This window comes from Streptomyces sp. NPDC046866 (genome assembly GCF_040704625.1).
Classification (GTDB): domain Bacteria; phylum Actinomycetota; class Actinomycetes; order Streptomycetales; family Streptomycetaceae; genus Streptomyces.
In genome coordinates this window covers 1-21180 of the sequence record NZ_JBEYXN010000008.1, presented here as the reverse complement: position 1 = coordinate 21180, position 21180 = coordinate 1, and the positions used below count along the sequence as shown (strand labels likewise).

Annotated in this window: 16 protein-coding genes; 13 read left to right on the top strand and 3 right to left on the bottom strand. The window is 72.9% G+C overall.

From position 1 onward, the window contains the following. Positions 1-14: 14 nt before the first annotated feature. Positions 15-1457 (bottom strand): recombinase family protein, encoded by a 1443-nt coding sequence (locus AB0953_RS14405; RefSeq protein WP_366859776.1) that lies wholly within the window; start codon positions 1455-1457, stop codon positions 15-17. A 164-nt stretch (positions 1458-1621) separates the two neighbouring features. Between AB0953_RS14405 and AB0953_RS14400 the strand changes: the two genes are divergently transcribed. From AB0953_RS14400 to galE, 9 genes are all read left to right on the top strand, one after another. Continuing rightward, positions 1622-2353 carry a hypothetical protein gene (locus AB0953_RS14400; protein WP_366859775.1) on the top strand — a complete coding sequence of 244 codons (732 nt, stop codon included), beginning with the start codon at positions 1622-1624 and terminating at the stop codon, positions 2351-2353. Positions 2354-2582: 229 nt separating this feature from the next. Beyond that, on the top strand, positions 2583-3365 hold the full coding sequence (locus AB0953_RS14395; RefSeq protein ID WP_366859774.1) for a TIGR03936 family radical SAM-associated protein: 783 nt from the start codon (positions 2583-2585) through the stop codon (positions 3363-3365). Positions 3366-3598: 233 nt separating this feature from the next. Then, complete coding sequence (locus tag AB0953_RS14390; protein WP_366859773.1) at positions 3599-7498, top strand: Rne/Rng family ribonuclease; 3900 nt, start codon at positions 3599-3601, stop codon at positions 7496-7498. 93 nt (positions 7499-7591) lie between these two features. Further along, a complete protein-coding gene (locus tag AB0953_RS14385; RefSeq protein ID WP_366859772.1) occupies positions 7592-7942 on the top strand; it encodes a hypothetical protein in 351 nt (116 codons plus the stop codon). 159 nt (positions 7943-8101) lie between these two features. Beyond that, the gene (rplU, locus tag AB0953_RS14380) at positions 8102-8422 is read left to right on the top strand and encodes a 50S ribosomal protein L21 (protein WP_017944922.1); all 321 of its coding nucleotides are present in this window, start codon (positions 8102-8104) and stop codon (positions 8420-8422) included. A 14-nt stretch (positions 8423-8436) separates the two neighbouring features. Further along, entirely contained in the window at positions 8437-8691 is a 255-nt protein-coding gene (rpmA, locus tag AB0953_RS14375) for a 50S ribosomal protein L27 (RefSeq protein ID WP_093477705.1), read from the top strand. Positions 8692-8857: 166 nt separating this feature from the next. Beyond that, entirely contained in the window at positions 8858-10303 is a 1446-nt protein-coding gene (gene obgE, locus AB0953_RS14370; RefSeq protein WP_366859771.1) for a GTPase ObgE, read from the top strand. 128 nt (positions 10304-10431) lie between these two features. Continuing rightward, complete coding sequence (locus tag AB0953_RS14365) at positions 10432-12051, top strand: glycosyltransferase family 2 protein (RefSeq protein ID WP_366859770.1); 1620 nt, start codon at positions 10432-10434, stop codon at positions 12049-12051. Between the two features lie 89 nt (positions 12052-12140). Next, complete coding sequence (galE, locus tag AB0953_RS14360) at positions 12141-13142, top strand: UDP-glucose 4-epimerase GalE (RefSeq protein WP_366859769.1); 1002 nt, start codon at positions 12141-12143, stop codon at positions 13140-13142. Between the two features lie 112 nt (positions 13143-13254). Here galE and AB0953_RS14355 read toward each other — a convergent pair whose 3' ends face one another. Together AB0953_RS14355 and AB0953_RS14350 are read right to left on the bottom strand one after the other, a co-directional pair. Then, positions 13255-14391, bottom strand: a complete 1137-nt coding sequence (locus AB0953_RS14355) for a glycosyltransferase (RefSeq protein WP_366859969.1) — start codon at positions 14389-14391, stop codon at positions 13255-13257. 77 nt (positions 14392-14468) lie between these two features. Next, positions 14469-17348, bottom strand: a complete 2880-nt coding sequence (locus tag AB0953_RS14350) for a bifunctional glycosyltransferase family 2 protein/CDP-glycerol:glycerophosphate glycerophosphotransferase (protein ID WP_366859768.1) — start codon at positions 17346-17348, stop codon at positions 14469-14471. Between the two features lie 158 nt (positions 17349-17506). On the opposite strand from AB0953_RS14350, the gene AB0953_RS14345 reads away from it, so the two are divergent. From AB0953_RS14345 to AB0953_RS14330, 4 genes are all read left to right on the top strand, one after another. After that, complete coding sequence (locus AB0953_RS14345; protein WP_366859767.1) at positions 17507-18556, top strand: glycosyltransferase family 2 protein; 1050 nt, start codon at positions 17507-17509, stop codon at positions 18554-18556. Between the two features lie 2 nt (positions 18557-18558). Next, on the top strand, positions 18559-18984 hold the full coding sequence (locus AB0953_RS14340) for a GtrA family protein (RefSeq protein WP_366859766.1): 426 nt from the start codon (positions 18559-18561) through the stop codon (positions 18982-18984). A 102-nt stretch (positions 18985-19086) separates the two neighbouring features. After that, a complete protein-coding gene (gene proB, locus AB0953_RS14335) occupies positions 19087-20214 on the top strand; it encodes a glutamate 5-kinase (protein WP_366859765.1) in 1128 nt (375 codons plus the stop codon). A 92-nt stretch (positions 20215-20306) separates the two neighbouring features. After that, positions 20307-20702: a hypothetical protein gene (locus AB0953_RS14330; protein WP_366859968.1), complete on the top strand. Its 396-nt coding sequence runs from the start codon at positions 20307-20309 to the stop codon at positions 20700-20702. Positions 20703-21180 lie beyond the last annotated feature (478 nt).

The following is a 21180-nucleotide window of genomic DNA, read 5'->3' as shown; positions in this document are numbered from 1 at the left end:
AGCCGACACCACCCCTATCGGAACACAGCGGGAAAGGCGTCCCGTTTGATGACCAACCCCTCCACGACGTCGGGCGGAACCGTCAGGGCAAGCTCCACTTCCGGGGCTCTGGTCTTGGGGATCTTCGTACGGCTGACGTGGCAGACGACCTTTGCCCGCCGCAGATCGTCGGCCATCACCTCGCGGCCGTTGCGGTCCCAGCGGTCCCGAAAGGTCTCGCCGTCGGCGGCCAGGTTCCAGCGGGGCGACTGCTCTGCGCCGTTCCGGCCGGAGGGGACGTACTCCCGCACCCGCACCGGATGCGAGCCCAGTACCTCGACGACTTCGGCGGCGAGCCGGCGGTACAAAGCTTCGGGGTCAGGCGCCCCCAGGCCGCCGCTTGGACAGTTCCTGCACCGGAGATAGGCGTACGTACGGTCTTGCGCAGTGGTCTTGTGGACCGTCATGTGCGTTCCGCAATCGGAGCAGAGCAGGACGCCCAGGAACTCGGTCGCTCCTGCGCCCCGATGCGGCTGCGACCTCCTCCGTTTGTCCAGGGCGATCTGAAGTTCCTGCCACTCCGCCTCGGTGAAGATCGGGTCGGCCACGGGGACGGGCAGGCCGCTCGGGTCACGGACGATCCGGGAACGGCGGACGCCGCCGTTCCCGTCCTGTGCGACGCGCAGGCCCATCAGTGCCGGGTTCCGCAGCCTCCGCAGCAGCGTACTCGCGGTCCACTGGCCGCCGCCCCCGGTGGGGATCCGGGCGCGGATGAGGACCGCGGTCATGCGGCGCGCCGAAATTCCCCGCAGCGCGGCGCCGTGGCACCAGCGCAGTACGCGGCGTGCTCGCGGGTCGATCACCAGCTTCCCGGTCCCGTCGGTCGAATAGCCGTAAGCCGGCTTCCCTACGAGCCAGTCAGGTTGCGATCGGGCGTATTCCCAGAGGCTCGCCACCCTGGTGCTGGTACCACCCGTTTCGAGCTCTGCCAGAGCGCCGATCATCTCCGCCATGGCCCGTCCGACCGGGGTCGCCAGGTCGATGACGTCGTGCTTCGAGACGAGGTTCTTCCGGTGCACCGAGCACCACTCGATCATCACGCCGAGGTCGGACACGCGGCGCACGAAGCGATCCATTTTCCAGAAGAGCAGTACGTCGAACTCCGGCACCCGTTCGTTGAGCCACCGGCCCAGCTCCTTGCGCTTCCACGGGGGAATGCGGGTGGCAGAGACATTCAGGTCCCTGGCCACGCCGACCACGCGGAAGCCCCTCTCCCTGGCCAGGATCCGCAGGTCGAGCTCCTGGCGTACGGGCGACGTGGTCTCGGCGGTGACAGCGGAGAGCCGCACCGATATCAGGGCGCGCGGGGCGTCGGCGGGAAGCGTGCTCTCGGCATGGCGGAGTTCATCGAGCAGAGCCAGGTCTGCCTTCCTCCACGTGACGTCGGGTATCTGCCTTTTTGACGCGGTGTCCTTCACCCCCCGGCAACGAGCGAGGGGGCGTTTCGGATGTGGACGCGTGGACTGTGTTTCCTCATATCGACACGCGTCCATGTCCGGCCGGGCGGCTGAGCCCGCTGCGGGGCGTCTCCGCCCGAGCCCCGCGGTGCAACGGACTGGGGCTTTCCTGTGTCCTTCTCTGCATGGAATTCGACAAGCGGCGCACCGCCGACCCGGCCGACGGCTGCCTCGTGGGGGTGCTGCGGATCCCCGTGAAGATCGTGGCGGTGCTCGTCGTACTGCCCGTACGGGTGGTCTGGGAGCTGATCACCGCCGCCGCGCGGGCCGTGCAGCGGCATGTGCTCGGGCCGCTCTGGGTGCGCGTGCTCGCCCCCGTGCTGCGCGGGATCGGGTGGGTGCTCGGGGTGCTGCTCAAGCTGGTGTTCGTCTGGCCCTGGGTCGGGTTGTGGCGGTACGTGCTCGCGCCCGTCGGGCGTGCTCTTCATGCGTACCTGCTCTCCCCGCTCGGGCGGGCGGTGTACGCGTACGTGCTCCGGCCCCTTGGGGTGGCCGTGGCCTGGGTGGTCTCCGCAGCCTGGCGGTATGTGATCGCGCCGGTGGGGCAAGCGGTGTGGCGGTGGGTGCTGGTTCCCGTGGGGACCGCCGTCGGGTGGGTTCTGCGGGGGGTGTACCGGTATGGGCTGGCGCCGCTCGGGGCGGTGCTCGTCTGGGCCTGGCACGTCGCCGGGCGCATCGTGAAGTGGGTGTGGCGAGGGGTTTCGCTGGTGGCCTGGGCGCTGGTGGGGTGGCCGTGCTCGCGGGTCTACCGGTATGTGCTGACCCCCGTCGGGCACGCCCTGCGCGAGGTCTGGCGCTCGGTGCGGACCGCAGCCCGCGAGATCCGCGCCGAGGTGCGGCGGGTCCTCTTCGGGTGACCGCCCCGGGAACCGGCGAGGTCAGGGGCGCGTAGTCTGGGTAGTACGACAGCCGTGGGCCGTCCGCCCGCCCCCGAGAGCCCCCTGCGCCGGACGCAGGGGTGAGCCGGAGGGCGCGGCGCGGCCCGCAGGCCCACCAGACCTCAGGGCGACGCGCGAGCCGCGGAGCCCCGCACAAGGAGAAGAACCACTGGGCAAGCGACAGCCCGAAGGCCCGCCCCCCGCACCGGTGGCACAGCGCATCCGACTGCGCTACACCAAGCGCGGCCGCCTCCGGTTCACCAGCCACCGGGACTTCCAGCGCGCGTTCGAGCGCGCCCTGCGCCGCGCCGAGGTGCCGATGGCGTACTCGGCCGGCTTCACCCCGCACCCGCGCGTGTCGTACGCGAACGCGGCGCCCACCGGCACCGGAAGCGAGGCCGAGTACCTGGAGATCGCGCTCACCGCGCCCCGCGACCCCGAGAAGCTCCGCGAGCTGCTCGACGAGTCCATGCCCATCGGCCTCGACATCGTCGACGCCGTCGAGGCCCGCACCTCCGGCCTCGCCGACCGGCTCACCGCCTCCGTGTGGGAGCTGAAGCTCGACGGCGTGGAGGCGGCCGAGGCCGCCCGCGCGGTGGAGGCCTTCCTCGCGGCCGAGGCGGTCGAGGTGCAGCGCCGCACCAAGAACGGCATGCGCACCTTCGACACCCGGGGGGCCGTTGCGTCCCTCGAGGTGGTTCCCGCTCCGGCTGATAGGCCGCTGGACAATGCCTGTGCGATACTGCGGCTGGTTGTTCGGCATCTGACACCTGCCGTCCGACCCGACGACGTCCTGTCCGGTCTCCGAGCTGTGGCCGACCTGGCGCCGCCGGTCCCCGCAGCGGTGACCAGGCTGGCGCAGGGGCTCTTCGACGAGGAGTCCGGCACGGTGACCGACCCGCTCGCGCCCGACCGCGAGGCTGTCACGGCCGCCCCACCCACGGCCGCCGCGACCGCCGACGCGAAGGCGCCGGAAGGTCCCGCCGCGTAGGGATCGTCGCCGCCGCGCAGCCCTGGCACTCGGGAGCCACCTGGGTCGGGCCGCGCACTGACCTGAAGACTTCCGCCAGGCCGTACGGAAAAGACGTACGGAACCGGCGGCCACGGACTACAGCTCCCGAGTGGCGAACGCGCCCCGGAGGCCGGCACCGCGTGATCGCGCGGTGCCGCGCCGGACCGGACGTCAGCCGCGGCGCCCGGGAGCGTGACGGGAGAACCGCCCGCATGCTCAACAACAACGAGAACGACATCACCGCCGCCGGCAACGACAGCCCGAGCGACAACCTGCCGCCGCGCAGGCGCCGCCGTGCCGCGTCGCGGCCCGCGGGCCCGCCCGGCGCGCCCGTTGCCGCTCCGGCCGCCGAGGTGACCGAGGCCGCCCCGGCCGCCCCCGCCCAGGAAGCCGCGCCGAGCGCCGCCCCGGCCCGCCCGCGCCGCCGTGCCACCCGTGCCGTCGCCACGCCCACCGCTGCGGCCGCCGAGGCCGTCGTGGTCGAGGCCCCTGCTGCCGCCGAGGAGCCGGCCGAGGCCGCTGCTCCGGCGCCGCGCACCCGCCGTCGTGCGACCCGTGCCGCGGCCGCGCCGGTCGCCGAGACCGCTGCCGCCCCGGCCGCCGCCGAGGCCGTCACCGAGGCCCCGGCCCCCGCTGCCGCCGAGGAGCCGGCCGAGGCTGCTGCTCCGGCGCCGCGCACCCGCCGCCGTGCGACCCGTGCCGCGGCCGCGCCGGTCGCCGAGGCGGCTGCTGCTCCGGCTGCGGCCGAGGTCGTGGTCGAGGCTCCGGCTGCCGTGGAGGAGCCGGCCGAGGCCGCTGCTCCGGCGCCGCGTACCCGCCGCCGTGCGACCCGTGCCGCGGCCGCGCCGGTCGCCGAGACCGCTGCCGCCGAGCCCGCTGCCGCTGCCGCTGCCCCCGAGCCCGCGGCCGAGGAGGCCCCGAAGCCGGCCTTCACCGTCGCCGACGCCGTGGACGCGCCGAAGCGCGGCCGCCGCCGTGCCACCCGCTCCGCCGCCCCGGCTGCCCCGGCCGCCCCCGCGCAGCCCGAGGCCCCGGCCGAGGAGCCCGCCGCCCCGGCCCGCGCCCGCCGCGCCGCGCGTCCCGCCGTGCCCGTGTTCCAGGCGCCGGTGTTCGCCGAGCCGATGTTCCAGACCCCGGAGACCGCGGCCCTCGCCGCCGCGGCCGCCGCCGCCGAGGCCGAGGCCGAGGAAGCCGAGGAGGAGGCCGAGCTCGAGGCCGAGGCCGCCGAGGCCCCCGCCCCGCAGCCCGCCGGCCGCCGCCGTCGCCGCGGCCGCGGTGCGGTCGAGGCCGCCCCGGTCGCCGAGCCGGAGGAGGAGCTCGAGGCCGAGGCCGCCGAGCTGGAGGAGGAAGAGGCCGAAGAGGGCGACGAGTCGGGCGAGCGCCCCTCGCGCCGCCGCCGTCGCGGTGGCCGTCGCCGCCGCCGCGGTGAGGCCGCCGACCTGGACGAGGCCGCCGAGGAGGAGGCCGAGGCCGCCGCCGAGCACGAGGGCGCCGAGGCCGAGGAGGACGAGGAGGAGGGCGACGAGGCCGGTGAGGCCGGCGCCCTGGGCTCCGCCTCCAGCCGCCGTCGCCGTCGCCGCCGCCGCCGTAGCGGTGACGCCGCCGAGGCCGAGGCCGGCGAGGAGGACGGCGTCCGTACCGTCGTCAAGGTCCGCGAGCCGCGCCCGGCGCGCGAGAAGGCCGAATCGTCCGACGAGGTCCAGTCCATCAAGGGCTCGACGCGTCTGGAGGCGAAGAAGCAGCGCCGCCGCGAGGGCCGCGAGCAGGGCCGCCGCCGCGTGCCGATCATCACCGAGGCCGAGTTCCTGGCGCGCCGCGAGGCCGTCGAGCGCGTGATGGTCGTCCGCCAGAGCGGCGAGCGCACCCAGATCGGCGTCCTCGAGGACAACGTGCTCGTCGAGCACTACGTCAACAAGGAAGAGGCCACCTCGTACGTCGGCAACGTCTACCTGGGCAAGGTCCAGAACGTGCTGCCGTCGATGGAGGCCGCGTTCATCGACATCGGCAAGGGCCGCAACGCCGTCCTGTACGCCGGCGAGGTCAACTTCGAGGCGCTTGGCCTGGCCAACGGGCCGCGCCGCATCGAGTCCGCCCTGAAGTCCGGCCAGTCCGTGCTGGTCCAGGTCACCAAGGACCCGATCGGCCACAAGGGCGCCCGCCTGACCTCGCAGGTCTCGCTGCCCGGCCGCTACCTGGTCTACGTGCCCGAGGGCTCGATGACCGGCATCAGCCGCAAGCTGCCCGACACCGAGCGCGCGCGCCTGAAGACCATCCTCAAGAAGATCGTCCCCGAGGACGCGGGCGTCATCGTGCGCACCGCCGCCGAGGGCGCGAGCGAGGACGAGCTGCGCCGCGACGTCGAGCGCCTGCAGGCGCAGTGGGAGGACATCCAGAAGAAGTCGAAGCAGATCACGACCTCGTCGCCGAGCCTGCTGTACGGCGAGCCGGACATGACCGTCCGCGTCGTGCGCGACATCTTCAACGAGGACTTCTCGAAGGTCATCGTCAGCGGCGACAGCGCCTGGGAGACCATCCACGGGTACGTGTCGCACGTCGCCCCCGACCTGGCCGACCGGCTCTCGCGCTGGACCTCCGAGGTGGACGTCTTCGCGACGTACCGGATCGACGAGCAGCTCGCCAAGGCGCTCGACCGCAAGGTGTGGCTGCCCTCCGGCGGCTCCCTCGTGATCGACAAGACCGAGGCGATGGTCGTCATCGACGTCAACACCGGCAAGTTCACCGGTCAGGGCGGCAACCTCGAGGAGACCGTCACCCGGAACAACCTGGAGGCGGCCGAGGAGATCGTGCGCCAGCTGCGGCTGCGCGACCTGGGCGGCATCGTCGTCATCGACTTCATCGACATGGTCCTGGAGTCCAATCGCGACCTGGTCCTGCGGCGGATGCTGGAGTGCCTGGGCCGTGACCGTACGAAGCACCAGGTCGCCGAGGTGACCTCGCTGGGCCTGGTCCAGATGACCCGCAAGCGGGTGGGCCAGGGCCTGCTGGAGTCCTTCTCGGAGACCTGCGTCCACTGCAACGGGCGCGGTGTGATCGTCCACATGGACACGGCCACGGCGGCCGGCAACGGCGGCAAGCGGGCCAAGCGCCGCGGCGGCCGGGGCCACGAGCACGAGCACGAGGTGGAGGCAGCCGAGGCCGTCGAGGCCGTGGAGAGCGCCGAGGCCGTCGCCGAGACCGAGGTGGAGACCGAGGCCGAGGTGGCCGCCGAGCTCGCCGCGCCGGTGGCGCTGCCCGAGCCGGCGTTCTCCCCGGACGAGGAGCTGTACGGCAGCATCGCCGAGGCGGAGGCCGCGGCGGGCATCAGCAGCCGCCGCAACCGCCGCCGCGCCACGCGCAAGGCGACCGCTGCGGCGGGCGCCCCGCGTGCTGCCGCTGCTCCCGCCCCGGTCGTGGAGGCCGTCCCGGTCGAGGTCGAGATCGCGGCCGAGCCGGTGACCGAGCCCGCCGACACGGTGCTGGAGCCGGCCGCGGAGGCCGTGGCCGAGGCCGTGGCCGCGGCGGAGACGGTCGAGGCCGCTCCCGCCCCGGCGGCGGAGGAGGCCGCGCCGAAGGCCCGTACGCGCCGCCGTGCCACGCGCAAGGCGACCGCGCCCGTCGTGGAGCCGGCGGCCGAGGCCGAGCCGGAGCCGCAGCCGGAGCCGGTCACGCCGGTCGCGGAGGCCCCTGAGGCCCCCGAGGCCGAGGCCCCGGCGGTGGAGGAGGTCGCGGCACCCGCCGAGGCCCCCGCCGCCGAGCCCGCCCCGGCCCGTCCGCGGCGCCGCGCCACCCGCAAGGCCACCGCGCCCGCCGGGTCCCCGGCCGGAGCGGAGGCGGCGGTGGTGGTCGTCGAGACGGCGCCGGAGCCCGCCCCGGCCGCGGAGGCCCCCGAGGCCGCCGAGGCCGAGGCCCCGGCGGCGGAGGAGGCGGCCCCGGCCAAGAAGACGGCCCGCAAGACGGCCGCCAAGAAGGCCCCGGCGAAGAAGGCCGCCGCGAAGAAGACGACGACGGCCAAGAAGACCGCCGCCAAGAAGACGACGGCGAAGAAGACGACGGCGAAGAAGGCGACCAAGAAGGCCGCCGCGGCGGAGCCCGCCGTGGACGCCGACGCCTGATCCGCGTCACCACCGGGACTGCCCCGGCCCCGCTCCGGGGCCGGGGCAGTCCCGTACCCGCACCCACCCCGCGCATGGGGAGGCACACCCGGCATGGGCCGCTACCCGGTCGAGGGCTTCGACAGCGGGAGCCGGAGTGCGGGCCGGCCGGGCGGGCGGACCGCGCCGTTCGACCTCGGCCGGCCGGTGGCGCCGTGGGTGGTGTTCGGGCCGCGCGACGCCGCCGCGTTCGCCGAGCAGAGCGAGGCGTTCCGGGCCCGCGGGGGCCGGGTGCACCACCTGCGGGCCGAGGACCTGCGCGAGATGGGGTCCCCGCTGGTCGAGGAGCCGTACGACGTCGTCGCGGCCGTGGACGGGGCGTTCGCCACCGCGGCGCTGGACCTGGCTGCCTGGCGGCCCGTGACGTGGGCGCGCGGCCTGGACGGGCCCGGTTTGACCTCTTAAACCTCCGCCGCGTAACCTTGCACGTCGGCGTGTCTACGTGCACGCCAGCCACTGAGCACCTCACCTCCCGAGCCGCTGCGCGGCGCGGGGGAGGCCGCCTCGCGTTCGGCGGGGGACGGCTGGCTTCAGGGGTTCCCATCGAGCGAGAGAGAGATCCGCGTGTACGCCATCGTGCGCAGCGGTGGTCGCCAGCACAAGGTTGCTGTCGGCGACATCGTTGAGGTTGACAAGATTTCCACTGCCAAGGTTGGCGACACGGTCGAGCTCTCGACCCTGCTCGTTGTCGACGGCGACGCCGTGACCTCCGACCCGTGGGTCCTGGCCGGCATCAAGGTCCAGGCCGAGGTCGTGGACCACCACAAGGGCGCCAAGATCGACATCCTGCGCTACAAGAACAAGACCGGCTACCGCCGTCGCCAGGGTCACCGTCAGCAGTACACGGCGATCAAGGTCACCGCTATCCCGACGGCCGCGAAGTAAAGAGGGACTGAGCAATGGCACACAAGAAGGGCGCATCGTCCACCCGGAACGGTCGCGATTCCAATGCCCAGCGGCTCGGCGTGAAGCGCTTCGGCGGTCAGGTCGTCAACGCTGGTGAGATCCTGGTCCGCCAGCGCGGCACCCACTTCCACCCCGGCGCCGGTGTCGGCCGTGGTGGCGACGACACGCTGTTCGCGCTGCAGGCCGGTGCCGTGCAGTTCGGCACGCACCGTGGCCGCAAGGTCGTGAACATCGTTCCGGCCGCCTGATCCAGCTTCCGCTGATCAAGCGTTCGTAACGTCCCGAGGGCGGATCTCAGCTCTTCCCGGCGCAGGCCGGGAAGAGAGGTCCGCCCTCGGCGCGTTTGCACGTACACACGTTTAATGGACAGCAAGGCCTGTCCGGGACATCCCGTCTGTATCTGGAGGAACACCCATGACCACCTTCGTGGACCGCGTCGAGCTGCACGTCGCCGCGGGTAACGGGGGCCACGGCTGCGCCTCCGTGCACCGGGAGAAGTTCAAGCCGCTCGGCGGCCCGGACGGCGGCAACGGCGGCCGCGGCGGCGATGTGATCCTGGTCGTCGACCAGTCGGTCACGACGCTGCTCGACTACCACCACAGCCCCCACCGCAAGGCCACCAACGGCAAGCCCGGCGAGGGCGGCAACCGCTCCGGCAAGGACGGCCAGGACCTGGTCCTGCCGGTCCCGGACGGCACCGTCGTCCTCGACAAGCAGGGCAACGTGCTCGCCGACCTCGTCGGCCAGGGCACCACCTACGTCGCCGCCGAGGGCGGCCGCGGCGGCCTCGGCAACGCGGCGCTCGCCTCGGCCCGCCGCAAGGCGCCCGGCTTCGCGCTCCTCGGCGTGCCCGGCGCCACCGGCGACATCGTCCTGGAGCTGAAGACCGTCGCGGACGTGGCGCTGGTCGGCTTCCCCAGCGCCGGCAAGTCCTCGCTGATCTCGGTGCTCTCCGCCGCCAAGCCGAAGATCGCGGACTACCCGTTCACCACCCTCGTGCCGAACCTGGGCGTGGTCACGGCCGGCTCGACCGTGTACACGATCGCCGACGTCCCCGGCCTGATCCCGGGCGCCAGCCAGGGCAAGGGCCTGGGCCTGGAGTTCCTGCGCCACGTCGAGCGCTGCTCGGTGCTGGTGCACGTCCTGGACACCGCCACCCTGGAGTCCGACCGCGACCCCGTCTCCGACCTCGACGTCATCGAGGAGGAGCTCAAGCAGTACGGCGGCGGCCTGGAGACCCGGCCGCGCCTGGTCGTGCTCAACAAGGTCGACATCCCCGACGGCCAGGAGCTCGCGGACATGATCCGCCCCGACCTGGAGGCGCGCGGCTACAAGGTCTTCGAGGTCTCCGCGGTCGCCCGCACCGGCCTGAAGGAGCTCTCCTACTTCCTCGCCGAGGTCGTCGCCAAGGCGCGCGCCCGCAAGCCGAAGCAGGAGGCGACCCGCATCGTCATCCGCCCGAAGGCGGTCGACGAGACCGGCTTCACCGTCACCTACGACGAGGCGGAGGACGTCTACCGCGTGCGCGGCGAGAAGCCGGAGCGCTGGGTGCGCCAGACCGACTTCAACAACGACGAGGCCGTCGGGTACCTGGCCGACCGCCTCAACCGCCTCGGCGTCGAGGACCAGCTGCTGAAGGTCGGCGCCCGCGCCGGCGACGGCGTGGCCATCGGCTCGGACGACAACGCGGTCGTCTTCGACTGGGAGCCCTCGATGATGGCCGGCGCCGAGATGCTGGGCCGCCGCGGCGAGGACCACCGCATGGAGGCCCCGCGCCCGGCCACCCAGCGCCGCAAGGAGAAGGAAGCGCGCCGCAAGGACTCGGCGCAGCAGGAGTACGACGAGTTCCGGCCGTTCTGACCGGTTTCCGGCCGCTTGCGGTCGGATTCGGCCTGCTCCTGACCGGCTTTTGTCCTGGTTCTGTACCGCTCCTTCACACGGACGGCGCAGTTGAGGTGATGTTCACCCGTGTCGCCTAGGATCCACGGGTGAGCAGCACCATTCCTCCCAGCGTCTCCGTCGTCGTGATCGCGTACAACGACGCCGCGCTCGTGGGCGAGGCCGTCACCTCGGCGCTCGCCCAGGGCCCGGTCGTGGCCGAGGTCATCGCCGTCAACGACGCCTCGTCCGACGGCACCGCACGGGTCCTGGACGAGCTGGCCGCCGTCCACCCCCGCCTCAAGGTCGTCCACCGCACGGAGAACAGCGGCGGATGCGGCACCCCGCGCAACGACGGGATCGCGGTCGCCACGGCCCCGTACGTCCTGTTCCTCGACAGCGACGACGTCCTGCCCCCGGGCGCGGCCGAGGCCCTGGTGCGCGCCGCCGAGGAGCACCGGGCACCGGTGACCGTCGGCGCCTGCGTACGCCGGGAGCTCCCGCAGTACCACGACGTGCCCTGGATGCCCGGCCTCTACACCCCGGGCGACGTCATCGACCGGCCGTCCGACCGGCCCGAGCTGGTCCGCGACACCCTCTGCGTCAACAAGCTGTACGAGCGGTCCTTCCTGGAGAAGCACGCGATCCGCTTCCCCGACGGCCGGTTCGTCTACGAGGACTTCGTCTTCACCGCCCGCGTTCTGGCCGCGGCCCCCCGCATCGCCGTCATCGGCGACCTCGTCTACGTGTGGCACGTGCGCCGCAGCGCCGCCCAGGTGTCGATCTCCCTGGACCGCAAGGACGTCTCGAACTGGCGCTCCCGCATCGAGGCCCACCGCGCCGCCGCCCGGATCATCGCGGAGTCCTCCGCCGAACTGGGCCGCGCCTGCCAGGTGAAGTTCCTCGAGTACGACCTGCGCATGTACCTGCGCGAGCTCGGCCGCGACCCCGAGTACCAGGCCGCCTGGTGGGCCCTGACCCGCGCCTACCTCGCCGGCTTCGACGACGCCGTCATCGAGGCCGCCGGGGCGCACGCCCGCTGGATCGTCCGCGTCCTGCAGGCGAGCCCGGTCCCGCCCGCCGACGTCGAGCGGCTCACCCGCTTCGCCGCCGAGCCGCCGCGCCTGCTGCCCCCGTACGCCACCGGCCCGGACGCCGTGCCCGTGTGGAGCGCGGAGCTCCCGGTCGCCCTCGACGGCCTGGCCGGGCTGCCGCTCGCCGAGCTGCCCGTCACCGTCGACGCCGGCCCCGCGGGCCCGGGCGGGCTCCGGCTGCGCCTGCACGACCTGTACGGGCGGCTCGCCGCGGCCGGACCGCGCACCGCCCGCCTCCGCTTCGAGCCGCGCTCGGGGGGCGAACCCGTCCTGGACCGGCCGGTGGAGCTGCGCCCCGCCCCGGAGGGCGACGCCTGGAGCTGCGACGTGCCGTTCCACCTCACCGCCGTGGCCGCCGCCGGGCGCCGCCAGGGCCGGCGCGGCATGCAGGCGTGGGGCGTGCAGGTGGAGGTGGAGTTCGCCGACGGCAGCTCCCTGGTCACCTCCCCGCGCCCCCTCGACGCGCTGCTGCACCGCAGGGCGCTGCCCAGCAGCAGGTACGGTGTGCTGCTGGCGCAGCCGTTCCGCACGGGCGGAGGGTCCCTGGCCCTGCGGCTCGCGCCGGGCGCTGCGGGCGCACTGAGCCTCGTACGCAACCGCCTCCACCGGGCCCGGGCAGGCCGAGGGGCGGGATGAAGTCGGTCCGGCGGCCCTCACGGGCCGTCGGAAAGGATCAACGGACAGCCCCTCGGACCGGGTCCGCGGGTGCTCCTCGGGAGAAACGCATGACATTTCTGATCACCGGTGGCGCCGGCTACATCGGCTCGCACGTCGTCCGCGCGATGCTGCTCGCGGGAGAGAAGGTCGTCGTGTTCGACGACCTCTCCACGGGCAACGAGGACCGGGTACCGGAGGGCGTCCCGCTGGTGATCGGCTCGGTCCTGGACCGGCTGGTCCTGGACGAGGCCATCCGGGAGCACAAGATCACCGGCGTGGTCCACCTGGCGGGCAAGAAGCAGGTCGGCGAGTCCGTCGAGAAGCCGCTGTACTACTACCACGAGAACGTGGAGGGCCTGCAGGTCCTGCTCGGGGCGGTGGCCGCGGCGGGCGTGCGCAACTTCCTCTTCTCCTCCTCCGCCTCGGTGTACGGCATGCCGGACGTGGAGCTGGTCACCGAGGACACCCCGTGCGCGCCGATGAGCCCGTACGGCGAGACCAAGCTCGCCGGCGAGTGGCTGGTCCGCGCAGCCGGCAAGGCGCACGGCATCTCCACGGCCTGCCTGCGGTACTTCAACGTGGCGGGCGCCGCCGCCCCCGAGCTCGCGGACACCGGGGTCTTCAACCTGGTCCCGATGGTCTTCGAGCGCTTCGACAAGGGCGAGGGCGCGCGCATCTTCGGCGACGACTACCCGACGCCGGACGGCACCTGCATCCGCGACTACATCCACGTCGAGGACCTGGCCGAGGCGCACGTCGCGGCGGCCCGCAAGCTCGCCGAGTGGGGCGCGGCCGGCGACTACAAGGACCTCACCGTCAACATCGGCCGCGGCGAGGGCGTCTCCGTGCGGGAGATGGCCGCGCTGCTGAACGAGGCCACCGGGCACGACCACGAGCCGGTCGTCGTGCCGCGCCGCCCGGGCGACCCGGCGAAGGTCGTCGCCTCGGCGGACCGGATCCACGCCGTGCTGGGCTGGAAGGCCCGGCACGACGTCCGCGAGATGATCACCTCCGCCTGGGCGGGCTGGGAGGCCAACCGCAAGGGCGCCGTGCACCACACCGAGCGCTGACGGCAGGCCGTTCGGCCGCCGACGGGCCCCGTACGCGAAGGAGCCGCCCGCCCCGGACAAGACCGGGCGGGCGGCTCCTTCACATGCGTCACACCGCGTCAGCGGCGGCGGTTCAGCGCTCGAGGAACGCGAACAGCTCCTCCCAGCGGGCGGTGATCTCGCTGCCGGAGTACCGCTGCACGGAGCGGAAGGCCCGCTCGCCGAGCCGGTCGCGCAGCTCCCGGTCCGACATCAGCGCGTCCAGGTGCCCGGCCAGCTCCATCGTGTTGCCCAGGCGGGCCAGCAGCCCGTCCTCGCCGTGCTCGACGATCTCCCGTACGCCCGGCGCGCAGTCGAACGCGGCGACGGGCACGCCCGCGGCCATCGCCTCCAGCAGCGTGATCGGGAAGCCCTCGGCCCGCGAGGCCTGGGCGAAGACCGAGGCCCCGCGCAGCGCCCCCAGCACGTCGTCGGTGCTGCCCATCCACTCCACCGAGTCGTCCAGGCCGAGCGAGGTGCAGTGGGCCCGCAGCGCCGGCTCCTCCACGCCCGCGCCGTAGATCCGCAGGACCCAGTCGGGGTGGGCCGGGGCCGCCTCCGACCACGCGTCGAGGAGCAGGTCCATGCCCTTCTCGAAGGCCAGGCGGCCGACGCTCGCCACGACCTTCTCCGTGCGGGGGGCGGGGGAGTCCGGCATGAACGGCAGCGGGTTCGGCATGCTGGAGACGTTCTCCATGCCGGCCCGGATCCACAGGTCCGCGTCCTCCGGGGTGAGCACCAGCAGCCGGTCCACGTGGGCGTAGTGGCGCCGGACGCGGTCGCCGCGGGTGGACTTGCGGCTGGCCTCGAAGGACTCGTGGCTCATGCCGATGACGGTGAGCCCCTTGGTGTCGGCGAGCGCCACCCACTCCATCGCCCACACCTGCGTGACGATCACGACGCCGCCGGGCCGGGCCGCGCGCAGCAGCTCGCTCAGCTTCTCCGCCTTCTCCCGCATCAGCGCCCGCCGGGCCGCCTGGCGGCGCCGCTCGGGGGCGTTGAGCCGGCCCTTGATTCCGCGCAGGCGGCGCGCCTTGGGCGGGTGGGTGTCGTACAGGGTGGTCATCGCGTACGGCAGGTCCTGCGGCAGCTTCTGCCGGATCTCCTCGGCGACCGGCGCGATGCCGACGAGGTGCACCGCGTGCCCGCGGTCGGTGAAGAGCCGGGCCATCTGGTGCGACCAGGTCGTCACGCCGCCGAGCTCGTCGACGCTGTTGGAGACGATGAAGATGTCGCGTCCGCGGTGCTGCTCCGCTCCGCGGGGCTGTTCGGTGTCCGCCGCTGCGTGGGACCCGGCGGTCTGCTGGCTCACTTGCCGCTCCTGGTGAAGAACTTCTCGACGATCTGGCGGGCGGCGTCCCCGCGGTCGTATTCGCCGAACTCGGCGAGGAAGCGCTGGCGCGCCTCCGCGTACTTCGCGTCCGCCTCGTCGAACGCCGCGACCGCCTGGAAGAGTTCGTCGGGCGTGGCGACGACGGGGCCGGGGGCCTTCTCCTTCAGGTCGAAGTACGTCCCGCGGATGTCGCCCGCGTACTTCTCGTAGTCGTACGCGAAGAACAGCATCGGCCGGTCCAGTACCGCGTAGTCGAACATCACGGACGAGTAGTCGGTGACCAGTCCGTCCGCCAGCGCGAGCAGCGGCGTGATGTCGTGGTGCCCGGACACGTCGATGACGCGGCCCTCGACCGACGGCGGCAGGGTGACGCTGTTGAGGTAGTGGGTGCGCACGAGCAGCGTGAAGCGGTCGCCGAGCCGGTCGGCGAACTCCTCCACGTCGAAGGGGAACTCGAAGCCCTCCACCGTGCCGTCCGCGCTCGCCCGGAACGTGGGCGCGTACAGCAGGACCCTCTTGTCCGGGTCGATGCCCAGCTCGGCGGCGAGCGGTCCGCGGACCCGTTCCCCGCTCTGCGCCTCGGCCCGGTGCGCCTCGACGAGGGCGTCGTTGCGCGGGTAGCCGGTGCGCAGCAGCACCTCGTCGCGCAGCCGGAAGCCCTTGGCGAGGGTGCGCACGTCGTGCTCGGAGCGGACCAGGAAGTGGTCGAAGCGGTTGACGGCCGCCTGGAAGCGGTCCTGGGCGGCGCGCCCCTGGGCCTTGGTGCGCGGCTCGTGGAAGCCCATCCGCTTGAGCGCGGAGCCGTGCCAGGTCTGGATGTAGGTGGTGCCGGGGCGCTTGGTCAGGGCCAGCGGGAAGCCCTGGTTGTCGACCCAGTACTCGGCCTGGGCGAGCGCGCGCAGGTACTGCCAGCTCCAGCGCTTGACCAGGGTGGCTTCCTTGGGGAAGCCGGTGGGCTTGGCGCCCGCGTAGGACCAGACCGCCTCGAAGGGGGCGCCCTGGCGGACCATCTCCTCGTAGATCGCCTTGGGGCTGTCGCTGTACTGCTTGCCCATGTGGCTCTCGAAGACGACCGTGCCCTTCTTGACCGGCAGCTTCGAGAAGACCTCGTGGTAGACCTTCACCTTCTGCTCGCCCGAGCCCAGGTTGCGGCGGGCGCGCAGGGCCCGGCGCAGGCTGCGCTTGACCACGCCGGCGGCCTTGCCGTGCATGGCGCCGCTGATCAGGGACTGGGTGCGGACGGCGGCGGCGCCCTCGGCGGTCAGGACGTAGGAGAGGTTGCCCTTCTTGGTCACCTCCGGCTCGAAGCGGTCGGAGACCAGCCGGGTCAGGCGCGGCCGCACGCGCAGCCGGGCCGCGGACTCCAGGTCGACGCCGCCGACCGAGACGCGGGTGGTGAGGCGGTCGCCGCCCGCGGTGAGCTTCAGGCGCACGTCCCAGACGGCGTCGATGATGCCGAGGGGGCGCACGGTGCTGCCGATGTCCGCCGTGGCGGTCCACTCGATCGTGTCGCCGGCGTGGCGCACCGTTGCCGCCGGGAAGCTGAAGGAGCGCACGCCGATCTGACGGCGGGCCCGGAACTCCAGGGTGGCCTTCAGCTCGGTGTCCGGCGTGATCCGGCCCAGCGGGTTCACGACCGCGCCCGAGAGGGTGACGGTGCCGCGGCCGTCGTCCTCGTAGGAGGTCAGGCGGTTGCCGAGGACGAGGGAGGTGAGCGGGGCGGTGTGGAAGCCCTGCTCGGTGACGTCCAGTATGCGGCGGGCCTCGGTGTCGGCCGGGTCGTCGACGTGGGCGGCGCACCAGTAGACGCGTCCGTCGCGCTCGGCGAGCGGCGAGGTCAGCCGGCCCTTGTTCGTCATCGCGTCGGCGGCCGGGAGCAGGTTGTCCCAGTCCTCCTTGCCGAGCAGGTAGGCGCAGATCGCCTGGAGGTGCGTGACGTTGTCGTACGCGGCCGGGTCGATGCCGGCCAGGTAGCCGTTGGCGAGGCGGGCGAACTCCTGGCGGTACGCGTCGCCGAGCAGGGGCAGGTCGCGCAGGTGCAGCACCAGGTCGTGCTTGAGGAACTTGGCGTCCTTGGCCGTCTTGATGTCGGTGTGGCCGTGGGCGGCGAGCAGCTCGTCCACCCGGCGGTGGATCTCCATCCGGTGGACGAAGTTCGCGATCTCGTGGCGCCGGTTGCTGATCGACTTCGCCGCGGCCTTCTCGACCACGTTCCAGTAGTAGACGTGGTTGGGGATCAGGGTGATGCGGCGGGCGGCGACGTAGGCCTGGGCGGAGAAGAGCAGGTCCTCGTAATGGATGCCGACCGGGAACTCCAGGCCCTGCTCCAGCAGGAAGGAGCGCCGGTAGCACTTGTTCGTGGAGAGCGTGTCGTAGACCAGCAGGTCGGGGTACTCGGTGATCGACTCCAGCGTGCGGGTGCGGGAGTAGATCCACGGGTACCACTCGGTGGTCTTGCCCCAGCGGTTGTCGAGGTGCACGCGCACGCACATGCCGGAGACCAGGTCGGAGCCGGTCCGCTCCGCGGCGTCGAGCATGTTCCGGCAGGCGTTGCGCTCGAGCACGTCGTCGCTGTCCAGGAACATCACGTAGGTGCCGGTCGCCTGCTGGATGCCGTGGTTGCGAGGGGCGCCGCAGCCGCCGCTGTTCTCGGGCAGGCGGAAGGCGCGCACCCGGCCCGGGTGCGCGGCTTCGAGCTCCTGGGCGACCTCGTACGACCGGTCCCTGCTGCAGTCGTCGACGATCACGACTTCGACCCCCTGCAGGGTCTGGTCCAAAACCGACCGGACGGCTGTCGGCAGACGCTCTGCGTCGTTGTAGACGATGACGACCACGGAGACGTCAGGCACGTGCACCTCGATCCCTTCGTTCCATTCCGCTTAACCCGTCAAAGCTACCGTGTGTCGCGCTCGGCTCCGGCAGTGCGACGCTCGGCGTGCATACTTCTAAGGAAGAGGTGTGTGGCGGGTCCGGTCGCCGACAATCACCCGTTCGGACCCAGCAGGAAGTGTTCATGACGAAGCTGTCCGTAGTAGTCCCCTGCTACAACGAAGAAGCCGTGATCGACAGCTTCGACGCCGAGATCCGCAGGGTCCTGGACTCCCTGCCCGTCGAGTACGAAGTCTGCTACGTCGACGACGGCAGCCGCGACGGCACCCTCGCCAAGCTCCGCACGATCGCCGCCGAGCACGGGGACCGCACCCGGTACGTCTCCTTCAGCCGCAACTTCGGCAAGGAGGCCGGCATGCTCGCCGGCCTGCGCGAGGCCACCGGCGACGCCGTGGTGATCATGGACGCCGACCTCCAGCACCCGCCGGAGCTCATCGCGACCATGCTGGACTACTACCGCCAGGGCCACGACCAGATCATCGCCCGCCGCACCCGCGAGGGCGACAAGAAGGTCCGCTCCGCCCTCAGCCGCCTCTACTACCGCGGCGTGAACCGGTGGGTCGACGTGGAGCTCACCGACGGCGTGGGCGACTTCCGCCTGCTGTCGCGGCCCGCGGTGGACGCGCTGCTGTCGCTGCCGGAGTACAACCGCTTCTCCAAGGGCCTCTTCTCCTGGATCGGCTTCGACACCGTCCACTTCGACTACCGCAACGCGCAGCGCGAGGCCGGCGAGACCAAGTGGAAGTTCGGCTCGCTGCTGAACTACGCCATGGACGGGCTCATCTCGTTCAACAACCGGCCCCTGCGGATCGGGATCTGGGCGGGCGTCTCGCTGGTGGCGCTTACCGCCCTGTACGCGGTGTGGATCGCCGTCGCGGCCATGACCAACGGGGTGGACGCACCCGGGTACGTCACCCTCGTGGCGATCATCGTCGGCATCGGCGGCTTCCAGATGATCATGCTGGGGCTGATCGGCGAGTACATCGGGCGCATCTACTACGAGACCAAGCGCCGGCCGCACTTCCTGGTCAAGGAGGCGCACGGCGCCGACGCCCAGGGCCGGCCGGGAGCGGGCGCGGTGGGCGGCGCGGCCGACGTGCGCGAGGAGCGCGAGGAGCGCGAGCGGGGCGGCCTGTCCAGGACCACCGTCTCGGCCGAGCGCGAGGCCCGCTGACCATGAGGGACCAGCTCGGGCAGATCATCCGCTTCGGCCTCGTCGGCGCCGTCAACACCGGCACCTTCTTCGGCATCTACCTGCTCCTGCACCCGTGGATGCCGTACTTCCTCGCCTACACCCTCGCCTTCCTGCTGGCGATGGTCGGCTCGTTCTTCATGAACACCTACTTCACCTACCGCACCCGGCCCACGTGGAAGAAGTTCCTGCTCTTCCCGCTGACCAACGTCACGAACTACGTGATCCAGTCGGCCGGGCTATACGCCCTGGTGACGTGGGCGGGCCTGGACACCCGCATCGCGCCGCTCGTCGCGGCGGTCGTCGCCATCCCCTTCACCTTCCTGCTCTCCCGCAGGATCCTCGTGCCGGGGCGCGGCGGCGCCGCGGCGGCCGAAGACCGGACGGAAGCGGCCGAGTCCAGGGTCTGAAACCCCCGCGCGGCCGTCTCGGCCCACCCCGTAGATTGAGACGGCACGCGCGCGCAGCGGCCCGCGCAGCAGGACATACCGGCAAGGGGCAAGGGGACAGACGTGTCAGCGGCTAGGCAAGGTGTCGTGGACGCCCGCAGGATCGTGGTCAAGGTCGGCTCCTCCTCCCTGACCACAGCGGCCGGCGGACTCGACGCCGACCGGGTGGACGCCCTGGTCGACGTCCTCGCCAAGGCCCGCAGCGGCGGCGAGAAGGAGATCGTCCTCGTCTCGTCCGGTGCCATCGCCGCCGGACTCTCCCCGCTGGGCCTGGCCCGCCGCCCCAAGGACCTGGCCCGCCAGCAGGCCGCCGCCAGCGTCGGACAGGGCCTGCTCGTCGCCCGGTACACCGCCTCCTTCGCCCGCTACGGCGTCCGCGTCGGCCAGGTGCTGCTCACCACCGACGACACCAGCCGGCGCGCCCACTACCGCAACGCGTACCGGACCCTGGACCAACTGCTGGCCATGGGCGCCCTGCCCGTCGTCAACGAGAACGACACCGTCGCCACGGACGAGATCCGCTTCGGCGACAACGACCGGCTCGCCGCCCTCGTCGCCCACCTCGTCCGCGCCGACCTCCTCGTCCTGCTCTCCGACGTGGACGGCCTCTACGACGGCGACCCCTCGCTGCCCGGCACCACCCGCATCGACGAGGTCCGCGGCCCCGAGGACATCGCCCACGTCTCGATCGGCAGCGCCGGCAAGGCGGGCGTCGGCACCGGCGGCATGGTCACCAAGGTCGAGGCGGCCCGGATCGCCGCGGCCGCCGGCATCCCCGTCGTCCTCACCTCCGCCAGCCAGGCGGCCGACGCCCTGGCCGGGCGGGGCACCGGCACCTTCTTCCACGCCACGGGCCGCCGCTCCGCGGACCGGCTGCTGTGGCTCCAGCACGCCTCGACCCCGCAGGGGCACCTGGTGCTGGACGACGGCGCCGTCGCGGCGGTCACCGAGCGCGGCAGCTCCCTGCTGCCCGCCGGCATCGCGGCCGTCGAGGGCGACTTCGTCGCCGGCGACCCGGTCGAGCTGCGGGCGGCCGACGGGCGCGCCGTGGCCCGGGGCCTGGTCAACTTCGACGCCAAGGAGCTCCCGCAGCTCCTCGGCCGCTCCACCCGCGAGCTGGCCCGGGAACTCGGCCCCGAGTATGAGCGCGAGGTCGTCCACAGGGACGATCTGGTCCTGCTCCAGGGCTGAGGTTCTGCAAAACCGCCGCGCGGCGGGCCCGGGACTGGTCAACTGTGAGGGGCGGACACGCCGGCGCAGGCAGTGGTGCAGACAGGAGGCGGCTGGTGAGACGAGCCCTGACCAGCATCAACGGCGGCGGGGACGAGCCGGACGAGGTCTCCCGCCTGTGGCACGTCACCCTGAGCGTCTCCGGCAAGCCGGCGCCGCTGAGCGAGGTGCGGCGCGGGCTGGAGCAGCTGGCCCACGACCACCCCTTCCTGCTGACCAGCAGGTACGCGGACGACCATGCGGAGATCCGGTACTGGGAGGAGGCCCGCGACCTCCACGACGCGGCGGCGGTCGCGCTGCGGCTGTGGGGTGAGCACCGCTCCTCGGCGCAGCTTCCGCCGTGGGAGATCGTCGGGCTGGAGGTCATCGACCGCGCGACGTACCACCTCCGCGTGGCCGAGGGCTACGGCCCACCCCCGGCCCACCCGGTGGGCGTCCACCCGTACTGACCCCTCCTCCATGCGGTGCTCGCACCGCGCGGCCGCGGGCGGCCTTGCGGGCTTCGCCCCCGCCCTGCTGCACCGGACTCCGTCCGGTGGAAGCCGGGCGGGGCCCGGGCCTTGGCCGTGCTCGGCCGTTCCCCCGCGGGTACGGGGCCGCTGCGCGGAGCAGCCCCCTCCCCGCCCCTTCCCGAAACCGGGCTCCCGCCCGGACCCGGTCCGCCTCAAACGCCGGCGGGGCTGGAGGGGCGGGGCTCCGCCCTGGGGCCGCCGCCTCAAGCGCCGGCGGACTGAAAGCCCGGGCGCTTCGCGCCCGGTGCGCTCAAACGCCGCCCGGGCTGGATTGTGCCGCTGCGCGGTAATTCCAGCCCCGCCCGGCGGGAAACCCAGCCCCGCCGGCGTTTGAGGCGCTGGGGGTACCCCCAGCGGTAGCTGGGGGAGGGTGCGGGGGCGGAGCCCCCGAAGGGGGTGCGGGGGCGCAGCCCCG

Coding starts and splice junctions, on each gene's coding strand:
- AB0953_RS14400 (WP_366859775.1), top strand. CDS start 1,622: ATGGAATTCGACAAGCGGCGCACCGCCGACCCGGCCGACGGCTGCCTC.
- AB0953_RS14390 (WP_366859773.1), top strand. CDS start 3,599: ATGCTCAACAACAACGAGAACGACATCACCGCCGCCGGCAACGACAGC.
- AB0953_RS14385 (WP_366859772.1), top strand. CDS start 7,592: ATGGGCCGCTACCCGGTCGAGGGCTTCGACAGCGGGAGCCGGAGTGCG.
- rpmA (WP_093477705.1), top strand. CDS start 8,437: ATGGCACACAAGAAGGGCGCATCGTCCACCCGGAACGGTCGCGATTCC.
- obgE (WP_366859771.1), top strand. CDS start 8,858: ATGACCACCTTCGTGGACCGCGTCGAGCTGCACGTCGCCGCGGGTAAC.
- galE (WP_366859769.1), top strand. CDS start 12,141: ATGACATTTCTGATCACCGGTGGCGCCGGCTACATCGGCTCGCACGTC.
- AB0953_RS14345 (WP_366859767.1), top strand. CDS start 17,507: ATGACGAAGCTGTCCGTAGTAGTCCCCTGCTACAACGAAGAAGCCGTG.
- AB0953_RS14340 (WP_366859766.1), top strand. CDS start 18,559: ATGAGGGACCAGCTCGGGCAGATCATCCGCTTCGGCCTCGTCGGCGCC.